Origin of the sequence: Streptomyces inusitatus (assembly GCF_014651115.1) — a bacterium.
GTDB classification, from domain to species: domain Bacteria; phylum Actinomycetota; class Actinomycetes; order Streptomycetales; family Streptomycetaceae; genus Streptomyces; species Streptomyces amakusaensis.
On sequence record NZ_BMWG01000014.1, the window covers coordinates 143,115 to 159,702 of the forward strand.

17 protein-coding genes are annotated in these 16,588 nt (G+C 70.0%); 6 read left to right on the top strand and 11 right to left on the bottom strand.

The features are described from left to right. Position 1 precedes the first annotated feature (1 nt). Entirely contained in the window at positions 2-580 is a 579-nt protein-coding gene (gene amaP / locus IE247_RS21290) for an alkaline shock response membrane anchor protein AmaP (protein ID WP_190124802.1), read from the top strand. Here amaP and IE247_RS21295 read toward each other — a convergent pair. The 8 genes from IE247_RS21295 to IE247_RS21330 all read right to left on the bottom strand — a co-directional run bounded on the left by IE247_RS21295 (position 577) and on the right by IE247_RS21330 (position 9,082). After that, positions 577-1,203, bottom strand: coding sequence for a TetR/AcrR family transcriptional regulator (locus tag IE247_RS21295; protein ID WP_229869254.1), 627 nt, complete (start codon positions 1,201-1,203; stop codon positions 577-579). The two genes, amaP and IE247_RS21295, sit on opposite strands and share 4 nt — an antisense overlap. 164 nt (positions 1,204-1,367) lie before the next feature. Continuing rightward, a complete protein-coding gene (locus IE247_RS21300) occupies positions 1,368-2,339 on the bottom strand; it encodes a methionyl-tRNA formyltransferase (protein WP_190124803.1) in 972 nt (323 codons plus the stop codon). 66 nt (positions 2,340-2,405) lie between these two features. Continuing rightward, positions 2,406-3,857 carry an FAD-binding oxidoreductase gene (locus IE247_RS21305; protein ID WP_190124804.1) on the bottom strand — a complete coding sequence of 484 codons (1,452 nt, stop codon included), beginning with the start codon at positions 3,855-3,857 and terminating at the stop codon, positions 2,406-2,408. A 51-nt stretch (positions 3,858-3,908) separates the two neighbouring features. Beyond that, the gene (gene aroH / locus IE247_RS21310) at positions 3,909-4,262 is read right to left on the bottom strand and encodes a chorismate mutase (RefSeq protein WP_190124805.1); all 354 of its coding nucleotides are present in this window, start codon (positions 4,260-4,262) and stop codon (positions 3,909-3,911) included. A gap of 333 nt (positions 4,263-4,595) precedes the next feature. Next, a complete protein-coding gene (locus IE247_RS21315) occupies positions 4,596-5,351 on the bottom strand; it encodes an SDR family oxidoreductase (RefSeq protein ID WP_190124806.1) in 756 nt (251 codons plus the stop codon). Between the two features lie 4 nt (positions 5,352-5,355). Beyond that, a complete protein-coding gene (locus tag IE247_RS21320) occupies positions 5,356-7,143 on the bottom strand; it encodes a glycoside hydrolase family 15 protein (protein WP_190124807.1) in 1,788 nt (595 codons plus the stop codon). A gap of 52 nt (positions 7,144-7,195) precedes the next feature. Next, a complete protein-coding gene (locus tag IE247_RS21325; RefSeq protein ID WP_190124808.1) occupies positions 7,196-7,990 on the bottom strand; it encodes an SURF1 family cytochrome oxidase biogenesis protein in 795 nt (264 codons plus the stop codon). Positions 7,991-8,071: 81 nt separating this feature from the next. After that, entirely contained in the window at positions 8,072-9,082 is a 1,011-nt protein-coding gene (locus tag IE247_RS21330; RefSeq protein WP_190124809.1) for a DEDDh family exonuclease, read from the bottom strand. 164 nt (positions 9,083-9,246) lie between these two features. Here IE247_RS21330 and IE247_RS21335 point away from each other — a divergent pair, with 164 nt between their 5' ends. Continuing rightward, positions 9,247-10,005, top strand: a complete 759-nt coding sequence (locus IE247_RS21335) for a lysoplasmalogenase (protein WP_190124810.1) — start codon at positions 9,247-9,249, stop codon at positions 10,003-10,005. A 115-nt stretch (positions 10,006-10,120) separates the two neighbouring features. Here the strand turns inward: IE247_RS21335 and IE247_RS21340 are convergent, their stop codons facing one another. Then, positions 10,121-11,656, bottom strand: a complete 1,536-nt coding sequence (locus IE247_RS21340) for a S8 family serine peptidase (RefSeq protein WP_190124811.1) — start codon at positions 11,654-11,656, stop codon at positions 10,121-10,123. A gap of 284 nt (positions 11,657-11,940) precedes the next feature. Between IE247_RS21340 and IE247_RS21345 the strand changes: the two genes are divergently transcribed. The 3 genes from IE247_RS21345 (at position 11,941) to moaA (ending at position 15,080) form a co-directional block, all read left to right on the top strand. Beyond that, positions 11,941-12,309 (top strand): DUF485 domain-containing protein, encoded by a 369-nt coding sequence (locus tag IE247_RS21345; RefSeq protein ID WP_190124812.1) that lies wholly within the window; start codon positions 11,941-11,943, stop codon positions 12,307-12,309. Continuing rightward, positions 12,306-13,928 carry a monocarboxylic acid transporter gene (locus IE247_RS21350; RefSeq protein WP_190124813.1) on the top strand — a complete coding sequence of 541 codons (1,623 nt, stop codon included), beginning with the start codon at positions 12,306-12,308 and terminating at the stop codon, positions 13,926-13,928. Before IE247_RS21345 ends, IE247_RS21350 begins: the two co-directional genes overlap by 4 nt. Before the next feature lie 162 nt (positions 13,929-14,090). Continuing rightward, the gene (gene moaA, locus IE247_RS21355; protein WP_190124855.1) at positions 14,091-15,080 is read left to right on the top strand and encodes a GTP 3',8-cyclase MoaA; all 990 of its coding nucleotides are present in this window, start codon (positions 14,091-14,093) and stop codon (positions 15,078-15,080) included. On the opposite strand, the gene IE247_RS21360 is transcribed toward moaA, so the two are convergent. Further along, positions 15,063-15,305 (bottom strand): hypothetical protein, encoded by a 243-nt coding sequence (locus IE247_RS21360; protein ID WP_190124814.1) that lies wholly within the window; start codon positions 15,303-15,305, stop codon positions 15,063-15,065. The two genes, moaA and IE247_RS21360, sit on opposite strands and share 18 nt — an antisense overlap. A 190-nt stretch (positions 15,306-15,495) precedes the next feature. Beyond that, positions 15,496-15,942: a DUF3099 domain-containing protein gene (locus IE247_RS21365; RefSeq protein WP_190124815.1), complete on the bottom strand. Its 447-nt coding sequence runs from the start codon at positions 15,940-15,942 to the stop codon at positions 15,496-15,498. Between the two features lie 217 nt (positions 15,943-16,159). Here IE247_RS21365 and IE247_RS21370 point away from each other — a divergent pair, with 217 nt between their 5' ends. Beyond that, positions 16,160-16,435 carry a GlsB/YeaQ/YmgE family stress response membrane protein gene (locus IE247_RS21370; RefSeq protein ID WP_190124816.1) on the top strand — a complete coding sequence of 92 codons (276 nt, stop codon included), beginning with the start codon at positions 16,160-16,162 and terminating at the stop codon, positions 16,433-16,435. The last annotated feature ends 153 nt before the right edge of the window (positions 16,436-16,588 follow it).

Consider the following 16,588-nt stretch of genomic DNA (forward strand, 5'->3'; position numbering starts at 1 on the left):
AATGCTCCCGGTGGTCAACCGTCTGCTGCTCGGACTCGCGGGCGTGGTGCTGGTCTGCGGGGGAGGGGCGGTCCTGGCCGCCGGTACGGGGCTCTCGCTGCCGTCCTGGTGGCCCTGGCACGGGCCTCGTGACGTCCTGCTGAGCGCCGCTGACCGGGAGCGGTGGCGCGACGAGAGCTGGTGGTGGCCCGCGGTGATCGCGGGACTCGCGATCCTGGTGCTGCTGGCGCTGTGGCTGCTGCTGGCCCAGCTGCGGCGGGCCCGGCCCGCGGAGATCCTCGTCGACAGCGGTGACGGGGAGGGCGCGCGGCTGAGAGGACGGGCGCTGGAGGAGGCGCTGCGGAGCGAGGCCCAGTCGCTGGAGGGGGTACGGGGGGCAAGGGTCCGGCTGACCGGGCGGCGGGGCAGGCCCGGCGCGCGGGTCGGGCTGTCGCTGGAGCCGTTCGCCTCTCCGGGCGGAACGCTGGGGCGGCTGACGTCGGAGGCGGTGGCGCACGCCCGGGAGTCGGTGGGGGCGCGGTCGCTCCCCGTGGAGGTGCGCCTCAAGGCGGCGAAGCACCAGGCGCGCCGGGTGAGTTAGCCGCCGTCCGGTGGCCGGGGAGCGAGCACGGCGGTGCTGGCGGAGGCGATGCATACCAGTTCGGCCTCGTCCGCCCCGGACTGGGCGGCGACCCTTATTCCGTAGATGACGGCCACGAAATACCAGGCCAGATCTTGCGCGTCCATCGGGGAGCTGATGATCCCCGCCCGCTTCCCGTCGTCGATCACGGACTGGAGCAGGGACAGACGCCGCTTCAAATCCTTGTCGAGGATCTCGGCCACGAGCGGGTCTTTCGATGCCAGCCCGGTGATGGTGTTCACGGTGAAGCAGCCGGATCCGTAGCCACTCCTCCGGTTCTCCATCTCCGCTTCCACAATGACCGCGAGGAGTCTGCGGATGCGCTCGACCGCGTTGTATCCGTCTTCGCTCAGCACTGCGATCTGCCGGTCGGTCATGGTGTCGACGTAGTGACTGAGGGCTCGGCGAAAGAGATCGGCCTTGGATTTAAAGGTGTTGTAGACGCTGCTGCGTCTGAGGTCGGTGGCTTCGCACAGATCCTCGGTCGAGGCGCCTTCGTAGCCTTTCGTCCAGAAGACGCGGCACGCGGCCTCCACGGCTCTGTCTTCGTCGAACAGTCGTGGTCGCCCCATGGCCGTCAGCATACATCTTCTGGAATGCATGGAACAATATTCCGCCAAATGGGACGGAGGCCGAACGCGATTCAAAGCGATATGTCCATTCCCTTGCCGCCGCTCCGGCCGACTCGCCGGCCCGTGAAGCCGGAGTGGGGCCGCTGGGCCGGCCGGAGCGTCATGTTCCCTCCGGTCTACGCCGGTTCGAGCACGGTGGCGGACAGCACGGTTCCGTCCGTGAGCGCGCGGTGGGCCTGCGCGGGCATCTCGCTGCCGCCCCATTCGACCGTGAGCAGCCGGAGCCATCCGTCGCGGCACGCGACGAACAGGCCGTTCTCCAGGCGCCTCACCGTTCCGGCGGGTTCAAGGCCCATCCCGGCCGGGGTGGTGTCGTCCGCGGAGAGGATCGTCACGCGGTCACCGCCGGGAGTTTCGGCGAATGCCCCCGGATTTCGGTATCCGGCCCGGATGTGGCAGCTGACCTTGTGGACCGAGTGCGCGAAGTCCAGACGGAATTCATTTTCCGACGGGCGGGTGAAGTAGGTGCGCTCGGAGGGGTCCTGCGGAATGCGGTGGAAACTGCCGGACACCAGCCGGGGGATGAGGTCCAGCAGCATCAGCACATTGGCGCGTTCCTGGATCGTGCGTAATTCCAGGGCGGTCTCGCGGCCGGTGAGCGGTGTGCGGTGCTGGGTGAGGATGGGGCCGGTGTCGAGCCCGGCCGCCATCTCGATGGCGGTGACGGCGCCGTCCGTCTCGCCATTGCGCACCATCCAGTAGAACGGGGCCAGTCCCGCGTAGCGGGGCAGCGCGCTCGGATGGAAATTGACACAGGTCACCTTCGGGGTGCTGAGCAGATCCTCCTTGAGGATGCGCTGAAAGTTCCCCACGATCAGATAGTCGGGCTCCAGGTCTCTGATCCGCCGGACGAAATCCGGGTCGTTGACCTTCTCCGGACGCAGTACGGGGACGCCGAGGTTTTTGCCGCGCTGTTCCAGGTCGACCTGTTCGGTGTCGGCGGTGAAGTAGTCGCACAGGCGGTCGACGGGGCTTGTGACCACCGCCACCAGATTCACGAGGGGATGTCCGTGAAGCATGTCCAGGAAAGGGGCGCCAAGCTTGGAGTTGACCTCCGAGAACAGCACGACCCGTATCGGCGGTTTCATTGCGGGAGTCCTTCCGTAGGTGCCTGGATGTGGTCTGGAGGAAGGGGGGGAGGGCCGGAACCCCGGTCAGGCGTAGCGGCCCGGGGCGATCACACGGTGTGGGTCGACGGCCTCGCGCAGACGCCGGCCGAGGGCGAGGGCCCCGGGGTCGAGCAGACGGTCGGTCCACTGCCCGTGATCCACGTCGAGGCGGTAGGGGAGGTATCCGGCCGTGGTGAACAGCTCGTAGAGCTTGTCGAGGGCGGCGTGCGCGCGGGCGCTCTCGTCGTCCGTCCGTGAGAACCGGAGGGACACCACCAGGTCGATCACGTCGGAGTCGAGCGCGTTGACGGTGGCCCCGGCCCGGATGCCGGTCTCCGCGCTGACCTTTTCGAGGATGCGGAGGGCGGCGGCGACGTGCTCCCCGGCGAAAGGCACCAGGGGGAGGAAGAAGAGCCAGCCGCCTCCCTGGTCGTCGACGCGCGGCGCGTGCTGGCCGACGGCGGAGCGGAGCATCTCCTCGTGGTGGACCACGCTGCCGGAGTATCCGTGCTGGACGACACGGGCGACGACGTCGTCGGCCGCCGGGGGTTCCTTGTCGGAGCGGGCGATGCCGGTGAACAGCTTCGACGCCTCGGCCAGTTCGAAGACCGCGTCGGTCAGGGCGTCGACCACTCCGGCGGTGCCGCCGAGGGAGATGTGGGCGAGGTAGCCGCCCTGCGCCGTGCTGGTTCCGTAGGAGGCGGCGGAGGTGGTGTCGTAGATCTTGAGAACGCCGTGCACAAGCCCCTGGGCCTGCCATCGCCGCAGTTCGTCCACGGCGGCAACAACGTTGTCATACTCGAAGCCGAGGCGCAGGACGCGCTGTGTCTCGGGGCGGGGGAGGAGCCGTATCACTCCGGCGGTGACGATGCCGTAGTTGGACTGGGTGAACAGGTGCAGCAGCGAGGGCCCCAGCCCGTAGGGGTTCACCGCGGTGTCCACTCCCCGCCGCGGCCACCAGCCGACCCGGATCCGCTCCCCGTCCGGGAGGACGACTTCCAGGCCCACCAGGTCCTCGGTGCGCTGTCTGCGCAGACCCACCCCTCGGTCCAGGGCGTTGCCCAGGACGCTGGAGTAGCCGGACGAGGCGGTGACGTTCAGCATGCGCCGGGTGTCCTGGAGCTCCCGCGACAACTGGCGCTGGGTGACGCCGGGTTCGATGACGGCCCATCCGTGGTCGGCGTCGAGTTCCCTGATGCTGTCGAGGTCGTCGAGTTCCACGCGTACGGCGTCGTGGCCGGCGGCCTCGCGCGAGCCGAGGCCCCAGTTCCTGCCGGTGGAGACGGCGTGCAGCGGCGGGGTGTCCTCGTGGGCGAAGGCGCGCACGATCCCGGGGACCTGGTCGGCGCGGGCGGGGCGGATGACGGCCGGTACGCGGCGGGAGGCGAACATGGAGACGTTCGGCTCCGGGGGAACGGGGTGGACGACCCGGGCGGTGTCACCCCCGACCGCCCTTTCGGACTCCATCAGTGCGGTCGCCAAAGCGTTTTCGGGCATGACGAAATCCTTCTCCGTCGGCAATGGGGTTCTGGTGTCCCGTGGGCCGGGTCAGGGCCTCGTGGGGGCGGTGCCGTTCAGATAGACGTGCTCAAGCGCTGCGTCCCGCTCTTTGTGCATGAGGGCCATCAGCCTGATCACGCGAGGCATTTCCCCGTCCCATCGAGGTTCCGCCGCACAGAGACAGGGGGCGTCGACGGATCCCCGCTCGACGATGGCGAGGGGTGGGATATTGGCGGTCAGATCCGACGTCATGGTGAAGAAAAGGGCTTCGACATCGGTGGAATCCAGGCCGTTCTTCCCCATCACCGCATCGACGAGGGTGACAGTCGCCTGTGCGATGTCCTCATGCGTATTGGCAGAGACCTGAATGGCACCGCGGATCGCACGAGTGGTGGAACTCATTCTGCCGTGGTCGTGCTGCCTCGGTGGAGCGTCAAAGCTCTCTGGCCGGTCTCCACGGGCGCGCGCCGGGGCGCCATCGCATTCATTCCGCGTGTCCTGCTCTCTGCGTGTGCGCTCTTGACCAGATCCTCTGGATGGTGACCTCGATCCGCGAAGGGATCATTGGCAGGCCCGAGCGTTTTGAAACGAGCGGTCCAGTAGCTCGAATCTAGCAGGCTTCGAACAAGGGCACCAGATCTCTCTTCCCGCCTCCGGGGCAACTCGCATATGGCTGAAGGCAGTTGGGCGTGCGGCGGTCCGGTGGACCGCCGCACGGGGGGAATGGCCCGGGAATCAGAAGCCGTGGCGGGTGCCGCCGTCGACCGGGAGCATCACACCGGTGAGGTAGGAGGCGGCCGGGGAGAGGAGGAAGGCGGCGACCGTGCCGAACTCCTCGGGGGTGCCGTACCTCCGCAGCGGGATGAGCGATTCGTTCGCGGCCCGTGCCGCGTCCGTGTCGCCGGAGAGGGCGTCCAGTTCGCGGACGCGGTCGGTGTCGATACGGGAGGGGAGGAGGCCGATCACCCGGATGCCCCGGGGGCCGAGTTCGTCGGCGAGCGACTTGGCGAACCCCGCCAGGCCGGGGCGGAGCCCGTTGGAGATCGTCAGGCCGGGGATCGGCTCATGGACGGAGCCGGAGAGCACAAAGCCGATCACCCCGCCCTCGCCCAGCTCCGCCGCCGCGGTGCGGGCCGTCCGCACCGCGCCCAGGAACACCGAGTCGAACGCCGACCGCCACTGCTCGTCTGTGTTGTCGGCGGCGTACCCCGGGGCCGGTCCGCCCACGCTGATCAGCACCCCGTCGAACCGGCCGAAGTGGGCGCGGGCCGCCGCGATCAGCCGGTCCGCGGCCGTCGGGTCGGCGTTGTCCAGCGCCAGGCCCACCGCGTCGGGGCCGAGCTCGGCGGCGGCGTCCAGGACGGTCCGCTCGTCGCGCCCGGTGATGACGACCTTCGCGCCGTCGGCGACCAGTGCCCGCGCGGAGGCGTTGCCCAGCCCTCGCGAAGCGCCGGTCACGACATAGACGCGGTCTTTCAGTCCAAGATCCATGGGGCTATCCTGCCGCCTCCTCCCGGTCCAGCGCGAGAGCGGTCGTCACCAGGGCGATATGGCTGAACGCCTGGGGGAAGTTCCCGAGCTGCCGGCCCGAGGCCGGGTCGTACTCCTCGGCGAGCAGTCCGACATCATTGCGGAGAGTGAGCAGATGCTCGAACAGCTCACGCCCCTCCGCCGCCCGGCCCGTCATCCGCAGCGCGTCCGCCAGCCAGAAGGAACAGGCCAGGAACGCGCCCTCGCCCCCCGGCAGCCCGTCCACGGACGCTCCCTCGGCGCTGTAGCGGCGCACCAGCCCGCCTCCCGTGCCCAGTTCCGCCCGGACCGCGTCGACGGTGCCGGACACCCGGGGGTCCTCCGGCGGCAGAAAGCCGACCCGGGGGATGAGCAGGGTCGCCGCGTCGAGCTCGGCGGAGCCGTAGGACTGGGTGAAGGTGTTGCGCCGGGGGTCGTACCCCTTCTCGCACACCTCCCGGTGGACCTCGTCCCGCATCGCCCGCCAGCGGTCGGCGTTTCCGCGCAGCGAGGAGTCCGCCTCCAGGGTGCGCACCGCCCGGTCGGCGGCCACCCACGCCATCACCTTGGAGTGCACGAAGTGACGCCTGGGGCCCCGGATCTCCCACAGCCCCTCGTCGGGTTCGCGCCACTTCGACTCCAGGAAGCCGAGCAGGCTGAGCTGGAGGTACCAGGCGTGCCGCTGCGTGGGCAGACCCGCCTCGCCGGCCAGGAAGAGGGAGTCCATCACCTCTCCGTACACATCGAGCTGGAGTTGCTTCACCGCCGCGTTTCCGGTGCGTACGGGGGCGGAGCCCGCGTACCCGGTCAGCCACGGCAGCTCCGTCTCCGGCAGCCGCCGCTCCCCGCCCAGCCCGTACATGATCTGGAGGTCGGCCGGGTCGCCGGCCACCGCCCGCAGCAACCAGTCCCGCCAGGCGGCGGCCTCGTCCTGATAGCCCGCGTCGAGCAGCGCGTCCAGGGTGAGGGTGGAGTCCCGCAGCCAGCAGAAGCGGTAGTCCCAGTTCCGTACGCCGCCGATCTCCTCCGGGAGGGAGGTGGTGGGCGCCGCGACGATCCCGCCGGTCGGACCGTAGGTGAGGGCCTTGAGGGTGATCAGGGAGCGGACCACGGCATCCCGGTAGCGGCCCTCGGTCCGGCAGCGGTTCGCCCACTCGCCCCAGTCCCGCAGGCCGCACTCCAGGGCCTCGAACGGGTCCAGCTCCCCGGGGCGCTCCAGGTGCGAGGGGTGCCAGGTCAGGACGAAGGCCACCTTCTCGCCCTCGCCGACGGCGAACGAGGAGACGGTGCTGAACTGCTGACCCCAGGTCTTGACCGGCGGCTCGCTGCGCAGCCACACCGAGTCGGGTCCGGCGACCGCCACCCGGCGGCCGTCCGCGCGCCGCATCCAGGGCACCACCGAGCCGTAGTCGAAGCGCAGCCGCAGTACGGACTCCATCTCGACCGAGCCGCTGACGCCCTCCACGATCCGCACCACGGAGGGCGCCTCGTCGCGCTGCGGCATGAAGTCGACGACCTTGACCGTGCCGGCGCGGGTCTCCCACACCGACTCCAGGACGAGCGAGTCGCCCGCGTAACCGCGCCGGGCGCAGGGGCCCGCGCCCTTGGGCGCGATCCGCCAGTGGCCGTTCTCCTCGTCGCCGAGGATGGCCGCGAAGCAGGCGGCGGAGTCGAAGCGGGGCAGGCAGAGCCAGTCGATGGAGCCGTCCGTGCCGACCAGCGCCGCCGTCTGAAGATCGCCGATCAGGGCGTAGTCCTCGATGCGTAGGGTCACGCAGTGGCGCATTCCCGCCCGGTGGGTGGACCAATCAGACGGGGTACGGCTGTCAGGCGTTCGCCGGGGAGGGGGCCGGTTCCGACGCGGTCCCGGCCGCGGCGGCCCGCCGGTCGCGCACCTCGCGGCGGACCAGGATCACCCAGCCGACGGGGACTCCGGCGACGAACAGCCACCACTGGATCGCGTACGCCATGTGCGCGCCGATGGAGTCGTGCTCGGGCTCGGGGATCAGCTCCGGGAGCGTCCCGGGGGGCTTCGGGTCGGTCTGCTCCAGATAGCCGCCGAGCACGGGCTTGCCGAGCGCCTCGGCCCGCTGCTCGCTGTTGATCAGCATGACCTGGCGGTCGGGCAGACCGGCGAGGTCCTTGATGCCGCTGCCCTTCGTGGTCTCGTCCGCCTTGAGCCGGCCGGTGACGGTCACCGTCCCTTTGGGCGCGGGCGGCACCTCGGGATAGGCCTGCTGGTTGACCGCCAGCGGGATCCAGCCGCGGTTGACCAGGACGATCCGTCCGTCGGTGAGCACCAGCGGGGTCAGCACCTGGGCGCCGACCTTCTCGTCGACGTTGACCCGGCGGCGTACGACGACCTCGCCGGCCGTGTCGTAGACCCCGGTGGCGGTGATCGCGCGCCAGTAGTCCGAGCGGGGGACGGTGTGTCCGGGGGAGGTCAGCTCGGTCACCGGGACCGGCTCGTGGTCCAGGTTCCGGGCGATCAGCGCGTTCTGCTCGACCCGGCGCTCATGCCGGTGGAACTGCCAGAACCCCAGCTCGACCATCGTCGGGATGAGGACGAGGCTGATGAGGGTGAGGGACACCCACTGCCGGGTCAACAGGAAGCGGTACACGGCGTCGACCGTACCCTTCGCCCCGGTCCGTGCTTTCGGTGGGTCCCGTCCACGGGCTCCTCCGCCGGCTCCATGGGCCCGCTATCCCGGTGCGCCGGGGCCGTCCGCGGGCGTCACATCGCGCAGCAGCTGGGTGAAGGCCGCCTCGTCCATCACCGGAGTGCCGTAGGACTTCGCCTTGGCGGTCTTGGAGGTGACGGCCCCCGGGTCGTTGGTCACCAGCAGGCTGGTCAGCCGGGAGACGCTGGTGGCGATGTGCAGCCCGGCCTCGATCGCCCGGTCCTCCAGCAGCTCCCGGTCGATGGAGGTGTCGCCGGAGATCGCCACCCGCATGCCCTGCTTCAGCGACTTCCCCGCCTCGTACCGTCCGGGGTTGGGGTACGGGCAGGCGGGCCGCCTGCGCGAGGGGCGCCAGCTGCCGGGGCCGTACCGCCCGGCCGAGGAGTGGGGACCCGAGGGCTGGTAGCCGACGCGCGGGGTGGCGGGGGAGTCCGACCACTCGGTCAGCGGGCGGCACTCCAGCAGCGGCAGCCGCACTCCGTCCCGGGCGGCGGTGTGCAGGCTCGGACGGAACGCCTCCGCCAGCACGCGCGCGTCGTCCAGCGCGTGGTGGGCGCGCTGCTGGACGACGCCGAAGTGCGCGGCCAGCGACTCCAGCTTGTGATTGGGGAGCGGCAGCGCCAGCTCCTTGGAGAGCGCGATGGTGCACAGCCGCTGCCGGGTGGGCGCGGCGCGCTGGGCGCGCGCGTACTCCCGGGCGATCATGGACCAGTCGAACACGGCGTTGTGGGCGACGAGGACCCGGTCCGCCAGCCGCTCGGAGAACTCCTCCGCGATCTCCCCGAACAGCGGCGCGCCGTCCAGCACATCGCTGGTCAGGCCGTGGATCCACACCGGTCCCGGATCGCGCTCCGGGTTGACCAGGGTGTACCAGTGGTCCTCGACGTCGCCGAAGGCGTCGAGCCGGTACACGGCAGCGGAGATTATCCGGTCGTCGCGGGCGAGGCCGGTGGTCTCCACGTCGACGACCGCGTACCCCTGGGGATACGCGGGCGGCCACGCCGTCGCTGCTGCGGTGCTGTCGTCGAGCATGGTCACAGAGAATACGGCCCCTCACTGACAGTTCCCGAGCCGCCTGCCCCGTACATCCCTTATGTTCGCTTGTGTCCGATGATCGCAGTGCTGACGGGTCGTCTCACATACTTATTGGTAACAACATCTGGCCGTGCCCCGCGCACCGCCTCTACGGTGCACCCATGCCGAACACTCCCGATGCCGAGCACCTGTTCAACCGGTCCGAGCCCGCCCGCAGCACCCCGGTCCCGGTCCCGGCCGCCCGTCCCGCCGCCCTCTCCCGGGACACCCTCGGCAAAGTCCTGCTCGCCGCCTTCGCCCTCGCGGTCCTCGCCGATCTCGTCTCGCTCCTCGCGGGCGCGGAAGCCGGCCACTGGATCGCCAAGCCGCTCCTGATGCCGCTGCTCGCCGCGTACGCCGCGGTACGAGGAGGCCCCGGCCTCCTGATCGCCGCGCTGCTCCTGGGCTGGGCGGGCGATGTCTTCCTGCTCCTCGACGCGGAGTGGGCCTTCCTCGCGGGCATGGGGTTCTTCGCCACCGGACACCTCTGCTATCTGGCGCTTTTCGGACGCCGCCCGCCGCACAGGGCGCTCGGACCGCTCTACGCCGTCCTGCTGGTGGCCGTCGTCGCCCCGATGTGGCCCGGCCTCCCCGCCGGACTGCGTGTCCCCGTCGCCGGATACGCGGTACTGCTGGCCGCGACGGCCTGGCGGGCGGGCGGCCTCGGACCCGCCGCGGGCGCGGGCGGCGCGCTCTTCCTGATCTCGGACCTGCTCATCGCCACCGAGCTGGCCGAGTGGCCGAGGCCCCCCGCGCCCGACTTCTGGATCATGTTCCTGTACAGCGCGGCCCAACTGCTGCTCACCCTCGGGGTGCTGGCCGCATCCCGGCGGTTTGACCGCGCGGAGGCCACTGAAGGGCGGCACGGCCGAGAAGAGTGATGGGAAGAGCGACGAGGAGAGCGACGAAGGGAGGGGCCGGACGCGACTGCCGCGCCCGGCCCCTCCCCCCTGACCGCTGTGCGTCCGGAACGAGCCGGACGACGGACTTCAGGTACTAGCGGCGAACGGCGTCCAGAGCGTCGGCGACACCCTCGCCGTAGAAGCCGTTCTTGTCCTTGCCGCCCTCGCACACCGCGTCCACGACGCCGTCGGCGTTGTAGTCGTACGGGTTGGTGCACTCCTGCTTGTCCGCCTGCGCGGCCAGCAGCGCCTTCAGCGCGGCCGGGGAGGCGCTCCGGTTCGTCGACTTCAGGAGCGCGAGCACGCCCGCCACGTGCGGCGTGGCCATCGACGTACCGGCCTTGTAGACGTACTTGCCGTTGACGCTGGTGGAGAGGATCCGGCCGTCCGTGGCCGGAGCGTCCGGCTTCTGGTAGGCCGTGCGGTCGCCGCCGGGGGCGGAGATGTCGATGACGCCGTCACCGTAGTTGGAGAACGAGGACTTCAGGTTCTTCGCGCCCAGCGAGGCGGTGGTCACCACACCCGGGAGCTGCGTCGGGATGTCCAGGCACTCGCTCGGGTTCACCAGCCGGTCACCGGGGGTGGTGTCATTGGGGCTGGTGGTGTCCTTCAGCTCGTCCGACGCGAGGTCCATGGCGCTGTTGCCGGCCGCGGCGACGTTCACCGAGCCCTTGCGCTCCGCGTACCGGGTGGCACGGGTGACGGACTCGACCAGGGCCGCCTGGTCCGGGTCGTTCTTGCAGTTGAACAGCCACGGGTCCACGTAGTAGCTGTTGTTGGTGATCTCGACGTCGTTCTCGGCGGCCCACATGAAGCCGCAGACGACCGCCTCGGTGTAGAAGAATCCGGCGGGGGTCGACACCTTGATGCCGGAGACCTTCACACCCGGGGCGACACCGGTGATGCCCACCCCGTTCTTCGCCGCGGCGATCGTGCCCGCGACATGGGTGCCGTGGTCGCTCTCGCCCGGGGCCGGACGCCAGGAGCCGGGGGTGGTGTCCGGCTTGCCGCTCACACAGTTCGCCGAGGCGGCCGTGTCGAAGTTGGGCGCGAGGTCGGGGTGGGTGTCGTCGACGCCCGTGTCGATGACCGCGACCGTGACCCTCTTGCTGCCCAGGGTCTTCTTGTGCGCCTGGTCCGCCTTGATCGCGGGCAGGCTCCACTGCAACGGCTCCAGCGGGTCCTGCTCCGCCTCCGCCTTGGCCGCCGAGGCCACGGCCTCCTGGGCGGTCAGCGGACGCTCGGCACCGGTGGAGGTGTCGGTGGCGGGGGAGATCGGAGCCGTACGGGTCGCGCCCGCCGACTCGACGCCGCGCACGGTGCGGATCGTCTGGGCGAACGCCGGGTTCTGCGAGTGGACGACGATGACGCCTATTCGGTCGTAGTCGATCACTATCGACCCGCCGACCTTGGCTATCTCCTGCTTCACCGACTTCGCGGTCTTCCGGCTGTTGCCCTTGACGTTGACCACGTACGACAGCTTCGGCCCGTCGGTGACCACCGCACCGGGCGTGGTGGCGGGCGCGGCGGCGACGGCCGACCCGGCCGGAACGAAGCCGAGCGAGGCCGTGAGCGCCAGACCGACGGGCAGCGCGAGGGCACGTCGGCGCCTGGTTCCCAGCTGAGCCATGGGTTCTCCACATCATCCGTGAGGGCCGCCCGGACACCGGCTGCGCCGGACGGGTACATGACCAGCGAAGTTATCGCCGATCTTGATCGTCATCAATGAGTTGGAGAGGAAAACCTGAACCGAAAGTGTCGATCGTGAAGAAAAAAGGCCGATGTTGAACCGGCCCGGCGTGCTCTCCGTGCCGTTGTCAGGGGGTGGAGCAACATCAAACCGCCCCGCAGCACAGGCTCGAACGAAGGCCCGACTTGTCCATCCCCACCGCTCCCGCGTCACGAGGAGAGTCCGTGACTACCGACGCACCGCCACCGCCCGACGGCCACAGGGACACCAGCCCCGCGCAGCCCACGACCGAGCAGTTCGTCGCCATGCAGCGGAGCCCCGAGTTCGCCGAACTCCGCCGTACCTACCGCTCCTTCGCCTTTCCGCTGACCGTCGCGTTCATCCTCTGGTACCTGCTCTACGTACTGCTCTCGAACTACGCCGGCGGCTTCATGGGCACCCGGCTCTTCGGCAACATCAATGTGGCCCTCGTCTTCGGCCTCGCCCAGTTCGCCACCACCTTCCTCATCGCCTGGCTCTACTCACGCCATGCCGCGAACCGCCTCGACCCCAAGGCGGACGCCATCAAGGCACGGATGGAGGCCGAACTGTGACCAGCGCACTCCACCTCGCCGCCCAGAGCGCGACCACCGAACACCGGCCACTGATCATCGCCCTCTTCGGGGCCTTCGTCGTCGCGACCCTCTTCATCACCGTCTGGGCCGGACGCCAGACCAAGAGCGCCGCCGACTTCTACGCGGGCGGACGCCAGTTCACCGGCTTCCAGAACGGCCTGGCGATCTCCGGCGACTACATGTCGGCCGCCTCCTTCCTCGGCATCGCGGGAGCCATCGCCCTCTTCGGCTACGACGGCTTCCTCTACTCCATCGGCTTCCTGGTCGCCTGGCTCGTCGCCCTGCTGCTGGTCGCCGAACCCCTGCGCAACTCCGGCCGGTTCACCATGGGCGACGTCCTCGCCTACCGGATGCGCCAGCGCCCGGTCCGAACCGCCGCGGGCACCTCCACCATCGTTGTGTCGATCTTCTATCTGCTCGCGCAGATGGCCGGCGCCGGCGTCCTCGTCTCACTCCTCCTCGGCATCACCAGCGACAGCGGCAAGGTGCTGATCGTCGCCCTCGTCGGCATCCTGATGATCCTGTACGTCACCATCGGCGGGATGAAGGGCACCACCTGGGTCCAGATGGTCAAGGCGGTCCTCCTCATCGCGGGAACGCTCCTCATCACGTTCCTGGTGCTGCTGAAGTTCAACTTCAACATCTCGGACCTGCTCGGCACCGCCGCCGCGAAGAGCGGACACGGGCAGGCCTTCCTGGAACCCGGCCTCAAGTACGGCTCCACCGAGATCTCCAAGCTCGACTTCATCTCCCTCGGCATCGCCCTGGTCCTCGGCACCGCCGGACTGCCGCACATCCTCATCCGCTTCTACACCGTGCCCACCGCGAAGGCCGCCCGCAAGTCCGTCAACTGGGCCATCGGCATCATCGGCGCGTTCTACCTGATGACCATCGCGCTCGGCTTCGGGGCGGCAGCCCTGGTCGGCCCCGAGGAGATCACCGCGTCCAACAAGGCGGGCAACACCGCGGCCCCCCTGCTCGCCCTCCACATCGGCGGCACCGACTCCGCGGGCGGCGCGATCCTGCTCGCCGTGATCTCCGCCGTCGCCTTCGCCACCATCCTCGCCGTCGTCGCGGGCCTCACCCTTGCCTCGTCCTCGTCCTTCGCCCACGACATCTACGCCAATGTCATCCGCAGGGGACAGGCCACCGAGAAGGAAGAGGTCCGCGCCGCCCGCTGGGCGACCGTCGCCATCGGCGTCGTCTCCATCGCCCTCGGCGCGCTCGCCCGCGATCTGAACGTCGCCGGCCTCGTCGCCCTCGCCTTCGCCGTCGCCGCCTCGGCGAACCTGCCGACGATCCTCTACAGCCTCTTCTGGAAGAAATTCACCACCCAGGGCGCCCTGTGGTCGATCTACGGCGGACTCGTCTCCTCCGTCGTCCTCGTCCTCTTCTCGCCGGTCGTCTCCGGCAAGCCCACGTCGATGTTCAAGAACGCCGACTTCTACTGGTTCCCGCTGGAGAACCCCGGCCTGGTCTCCATCCCGCTGGGCTTCCTGCTCGGCTGGCTCGGCTCCGTGCTCTCGAAGGAGAAGCCCGACAGCGGCAAGTACGCCGAACTGGAGGTCAAGTCCCTCACCGGCACCGGAGCCCACTGATCCACCGGCCGCCCGGCGGGGGAGTGCCGTAGTGTCCTACGACACGCTCCCGCCGGCCCGGCTCCGGGGGCCCGGTTTCCGGCCCGGGTCCGGTCCGGAGCCCGGCGATGTCAGTGGGCTGACGTAGGCTCGAAGAGGAGAGCGTGGAAGGGGAGGGACATGGTGCTGCTGGACACCTATGGCCGGGTCGCCACCGATCTGAGGGTCTCACTGACCGACCGGTGCAATCTGCGATGCGTCTACTGCATGCCCGAAGAAGGGCTCCAGTGGCTCGCCAAGCCCGATCTGCTCACCGACGACGAGATCGTCCGGCTGATCCGGATAGCCGTCACCCTCCTCGGCGTCACCGAAGTCCGCTTCACCGGCGGAGAGCCGCTGCTGCGCCCCGGACTCGTCTCCATAGTGGAGCGGTCCGCGCGGCTGACGCCCCGGCCCCGCATGTCGCTGACCACCAACGGCATCGGCCTCAAGCGCACCGCCGGCGCGCTCAAGGCCGCCGGCCTCGACCGGATCAATGTCTCCCTCGACACCCTGCGGCCCGAGGTCTTCCAGCGGCTCACCCGCCGCGACCGCCACCAGGACGTGCTGGACGGCCTCCGGGCCGCCCGGGAAGCCGGGCTGACCCCCGTCAAGGTCAATACGGTGCTGATGCCCGGCCTCAATGACGACGAGGCCCCGGAGCTGCTCGCCTGGGCCCTGGCCGAGGGATACGAGCTGCGCTTCATCGAGCAGATGCCGCTCGACGCCCAGCACGGCTGGAAGCGCGAGGGAATGATCACGGCAGGCGACATACTGAACACCCTCCGCGCCCGTTTCACCCTCACCCCCGAGGGCGGCGAGGAGCGCGGATCGTCCCCCGCCGAGCGCTGGCTGGTGGACGGCGGACCGCACCGGGTCGGAGTGATCGGCTCGGTCACCCGCCCCTTCTGCGCGGCCTGCGACCGGACCCGGCTCACCGCCGACGGCCAGGTGCGCACCTGCCTCTTCGCCCAGGAGGAGACGGATCTGCGGGCGGCCCTGCGCTCGGACGCGCCCGACGAGGAGATAGCCGGAATGTGGCGGGCGGCGATGCGGGGCAAGAAAGCGGGCTCGGGTCTGGACGACCCTTCGTTCCTTCAGCCGAGCCGGCCCATGTCAGCGATCGGCGGCTGAGTCCGGCCCGGCCTCCCGGGCGGCCTCCCACTCCTTCAGCTCCACGACGTCCTTGAGGAAACCGCGTACACCGAGGAATCCGGAGAGGTGTTCACGATGCTCGTCACAGGCCAGCCAGGTCTTGCGGCGCTCCGGTGTGTGCAGCTTCGGATTGTTCCAGGCCAGCACCCACACCGCCGGGGCACGGCAGCCCTTGGCCGAACAGATCGGGGACTCGTCGCTCACGTGCGCAATGCTCCACTACATGGCGACGCCGGGCAGCCACGGGGGGAGCTGCCCGGCGTCGGTCCGTCGCTCCGACGGGGGATGCGGAGCGCGTACGAAGTATGTCACGGGTAACCGGGTGTGGTGCACCGGAACTTCACGAAAGAGTCTGAGCTTTTCCTGAGGAACGGGAGCCCGGTTCGGCCGTCGATCAGCCCGCCCGCCGACCCCCGGCGTCGCCCCCGGATCCGCCGACGGACGCCCCGTCCGGCGCGCTGTTCCGCGCGCCGGATTCCGGGTGGGATTCCGCCTCGGGTTCCGCCTCAGGGTCCGGCGCGGTCCTGTCCGCCGTCGTTTCCGCGACCGGCGGGATCACCGGACGGAGCGGTTCGCGGATGAAGGACGAGGGCAGCGAAGGGACGTTCTCCCGGCCCGCGTTGGCGATCACGACGGCCACATACGGCAGCAGGACGCCCAGCACCAGCGCCACGATCGCCACATGACGTTCCACATTCCACAGCGTGGCGGCCAGAACCACGGAAACGGTCCGCACCGACATCGAGATCACATAGCGCCGCTGCCGCCCGCGAACGTCGTCCGCGAGTCCCTGCCGGGCCCCGGTGATCCGGAAGACCTCGCCGTTCGTCTGCTTCCGCATCACATTCCACCGCCTGGTTTCCCTGTCGGACGCTCCCCGGCCCGGACGGGTTCCACGGTACGCCGCCGCCGCGACCGCCACGAGGGCGGGGGCGGCCACCGAAGGCGTGCCCTCCCTCCGTCGCCGCGCGTATGGCGGTGTCCGACATGCGCGGTAGCCCGAATGGGCCGAGACTGACGGCGTAACTGCTCACGCGGAGCCGTACGAGGAGGCAGCCATGGGCTGGTTGTGGGCGATCATCGTGGGATTTGTGCTGGGCCTGATCGCCAAGGCGATCCTGCCCGGGAAACAGCACCTTCCCTTGTGGCTGGCCACCATCTGCGGCATCGGCGGCGCGGTGCTCGGCAACTGGGCCGCCGGCGGAATGGGCATCGCGGAGACCCCCGGCTTCGACTGGGGCCGCCACGCCCTCCAGCTGGTCTTCGCCGTCCTCCTGGTCTTCCTCGGAGACCGGGCCTGGATCGCGATGCGGGGCAACCGGCAGCGCGCCTGACCCGCCATCGGTACCGGTCAGGCACCAGCACCAGCACCAGCACCGGTACTCGGCACGGCGGGCGGGGGGGTCATTTTCGCCCCCCCGCCCCGGCCAGCCCGGGCCCCGGGAGCCCCGACCCCACCCGGTCCGGGGGGGGGTCCGCCCGGGCCG

Excerpts from the sequence above, each read along its gene's own strand:
- IE247_RS21330 (WP_190124809.1), bottom strand. The coding sequence starts at position 9,082 with ATGCTCGACGACAGCACCGCAGCAGCGACGGCGTGGCCGCCCGCGTAT.
- IE247_RS21370 (WP_190124816.1), top strand. The coding sequence starts at position 16,160 with ATGGGCTGGTTGTGGGCGATCATCGTGGGATTTGTGCTGGGCCTGATC.
- IE247_RS21365 (WP_190124815.1), bottom strand. The coding sequence starts at position 15,942 with ATGCGGAAGCAGACGAACGGCGAGGTCTTCCGGATCACCGGGGCCCGG.
- IE247_RS21315 (WP_190124806.1), bottom strand. The coding sequence starts at position 5,351 with ATGGATCTTGGACTGAAAGACCGCGTCTATGTCGTGACCGGCGCTTCG.
- amaP (WP_190124802.1), top strand. The coding sequence starts at position 2 with ATGCTCCCGGTGGTCAACCGTCTGCTGCTCGGACTCGCGGGCGTGGTG.
- aroH (WP_190124805.1), bottom strand. The coding sequence starts at position 4,262 with ATGAGTTCCACCACTCGTGCGATCCGCGGTGCCATTCAGGTCTCTGCC.
- IE247_RS21300 (WP_190124803.1), bottom strand. The coding sequence starts at position 2,339 with ATGAAACCGCCGATACGGGTCGTGCTGTTCTCGGAGGTCAACTCCAAG.
- IE247_RS21340 (WP_190124811.1), bottom strand. The coding sequence starts at position 11,656 with ATGGCTCAGCTGGGAACCAGGCGCCGACGTGCCCTCGCGCTGCCCGTC.
- IE247_RS21295 (WP_229869254.1), bottom strand. The coding sequence starts at position 1,203 with ATGCTGACGGCCATGGGGCGACCACGACTGTTCGACGAAGACAGAGCC.
- IE247_RS21305 (WP_190124804.1), bottom strand. The coding sequence starts at position 3,857 with ATGCCCGAAAACGCTTTGGCGACCGCACTGATGGAGTCCGAAAGGGCG.
- IE247_RS21335 (WP_190124810.1), top strand. The coding sequence starts at position 9,247 with ATGCCGAACACTCCCGATGCCGAGCACCTGTTCAACCGGTCCGAGCCC.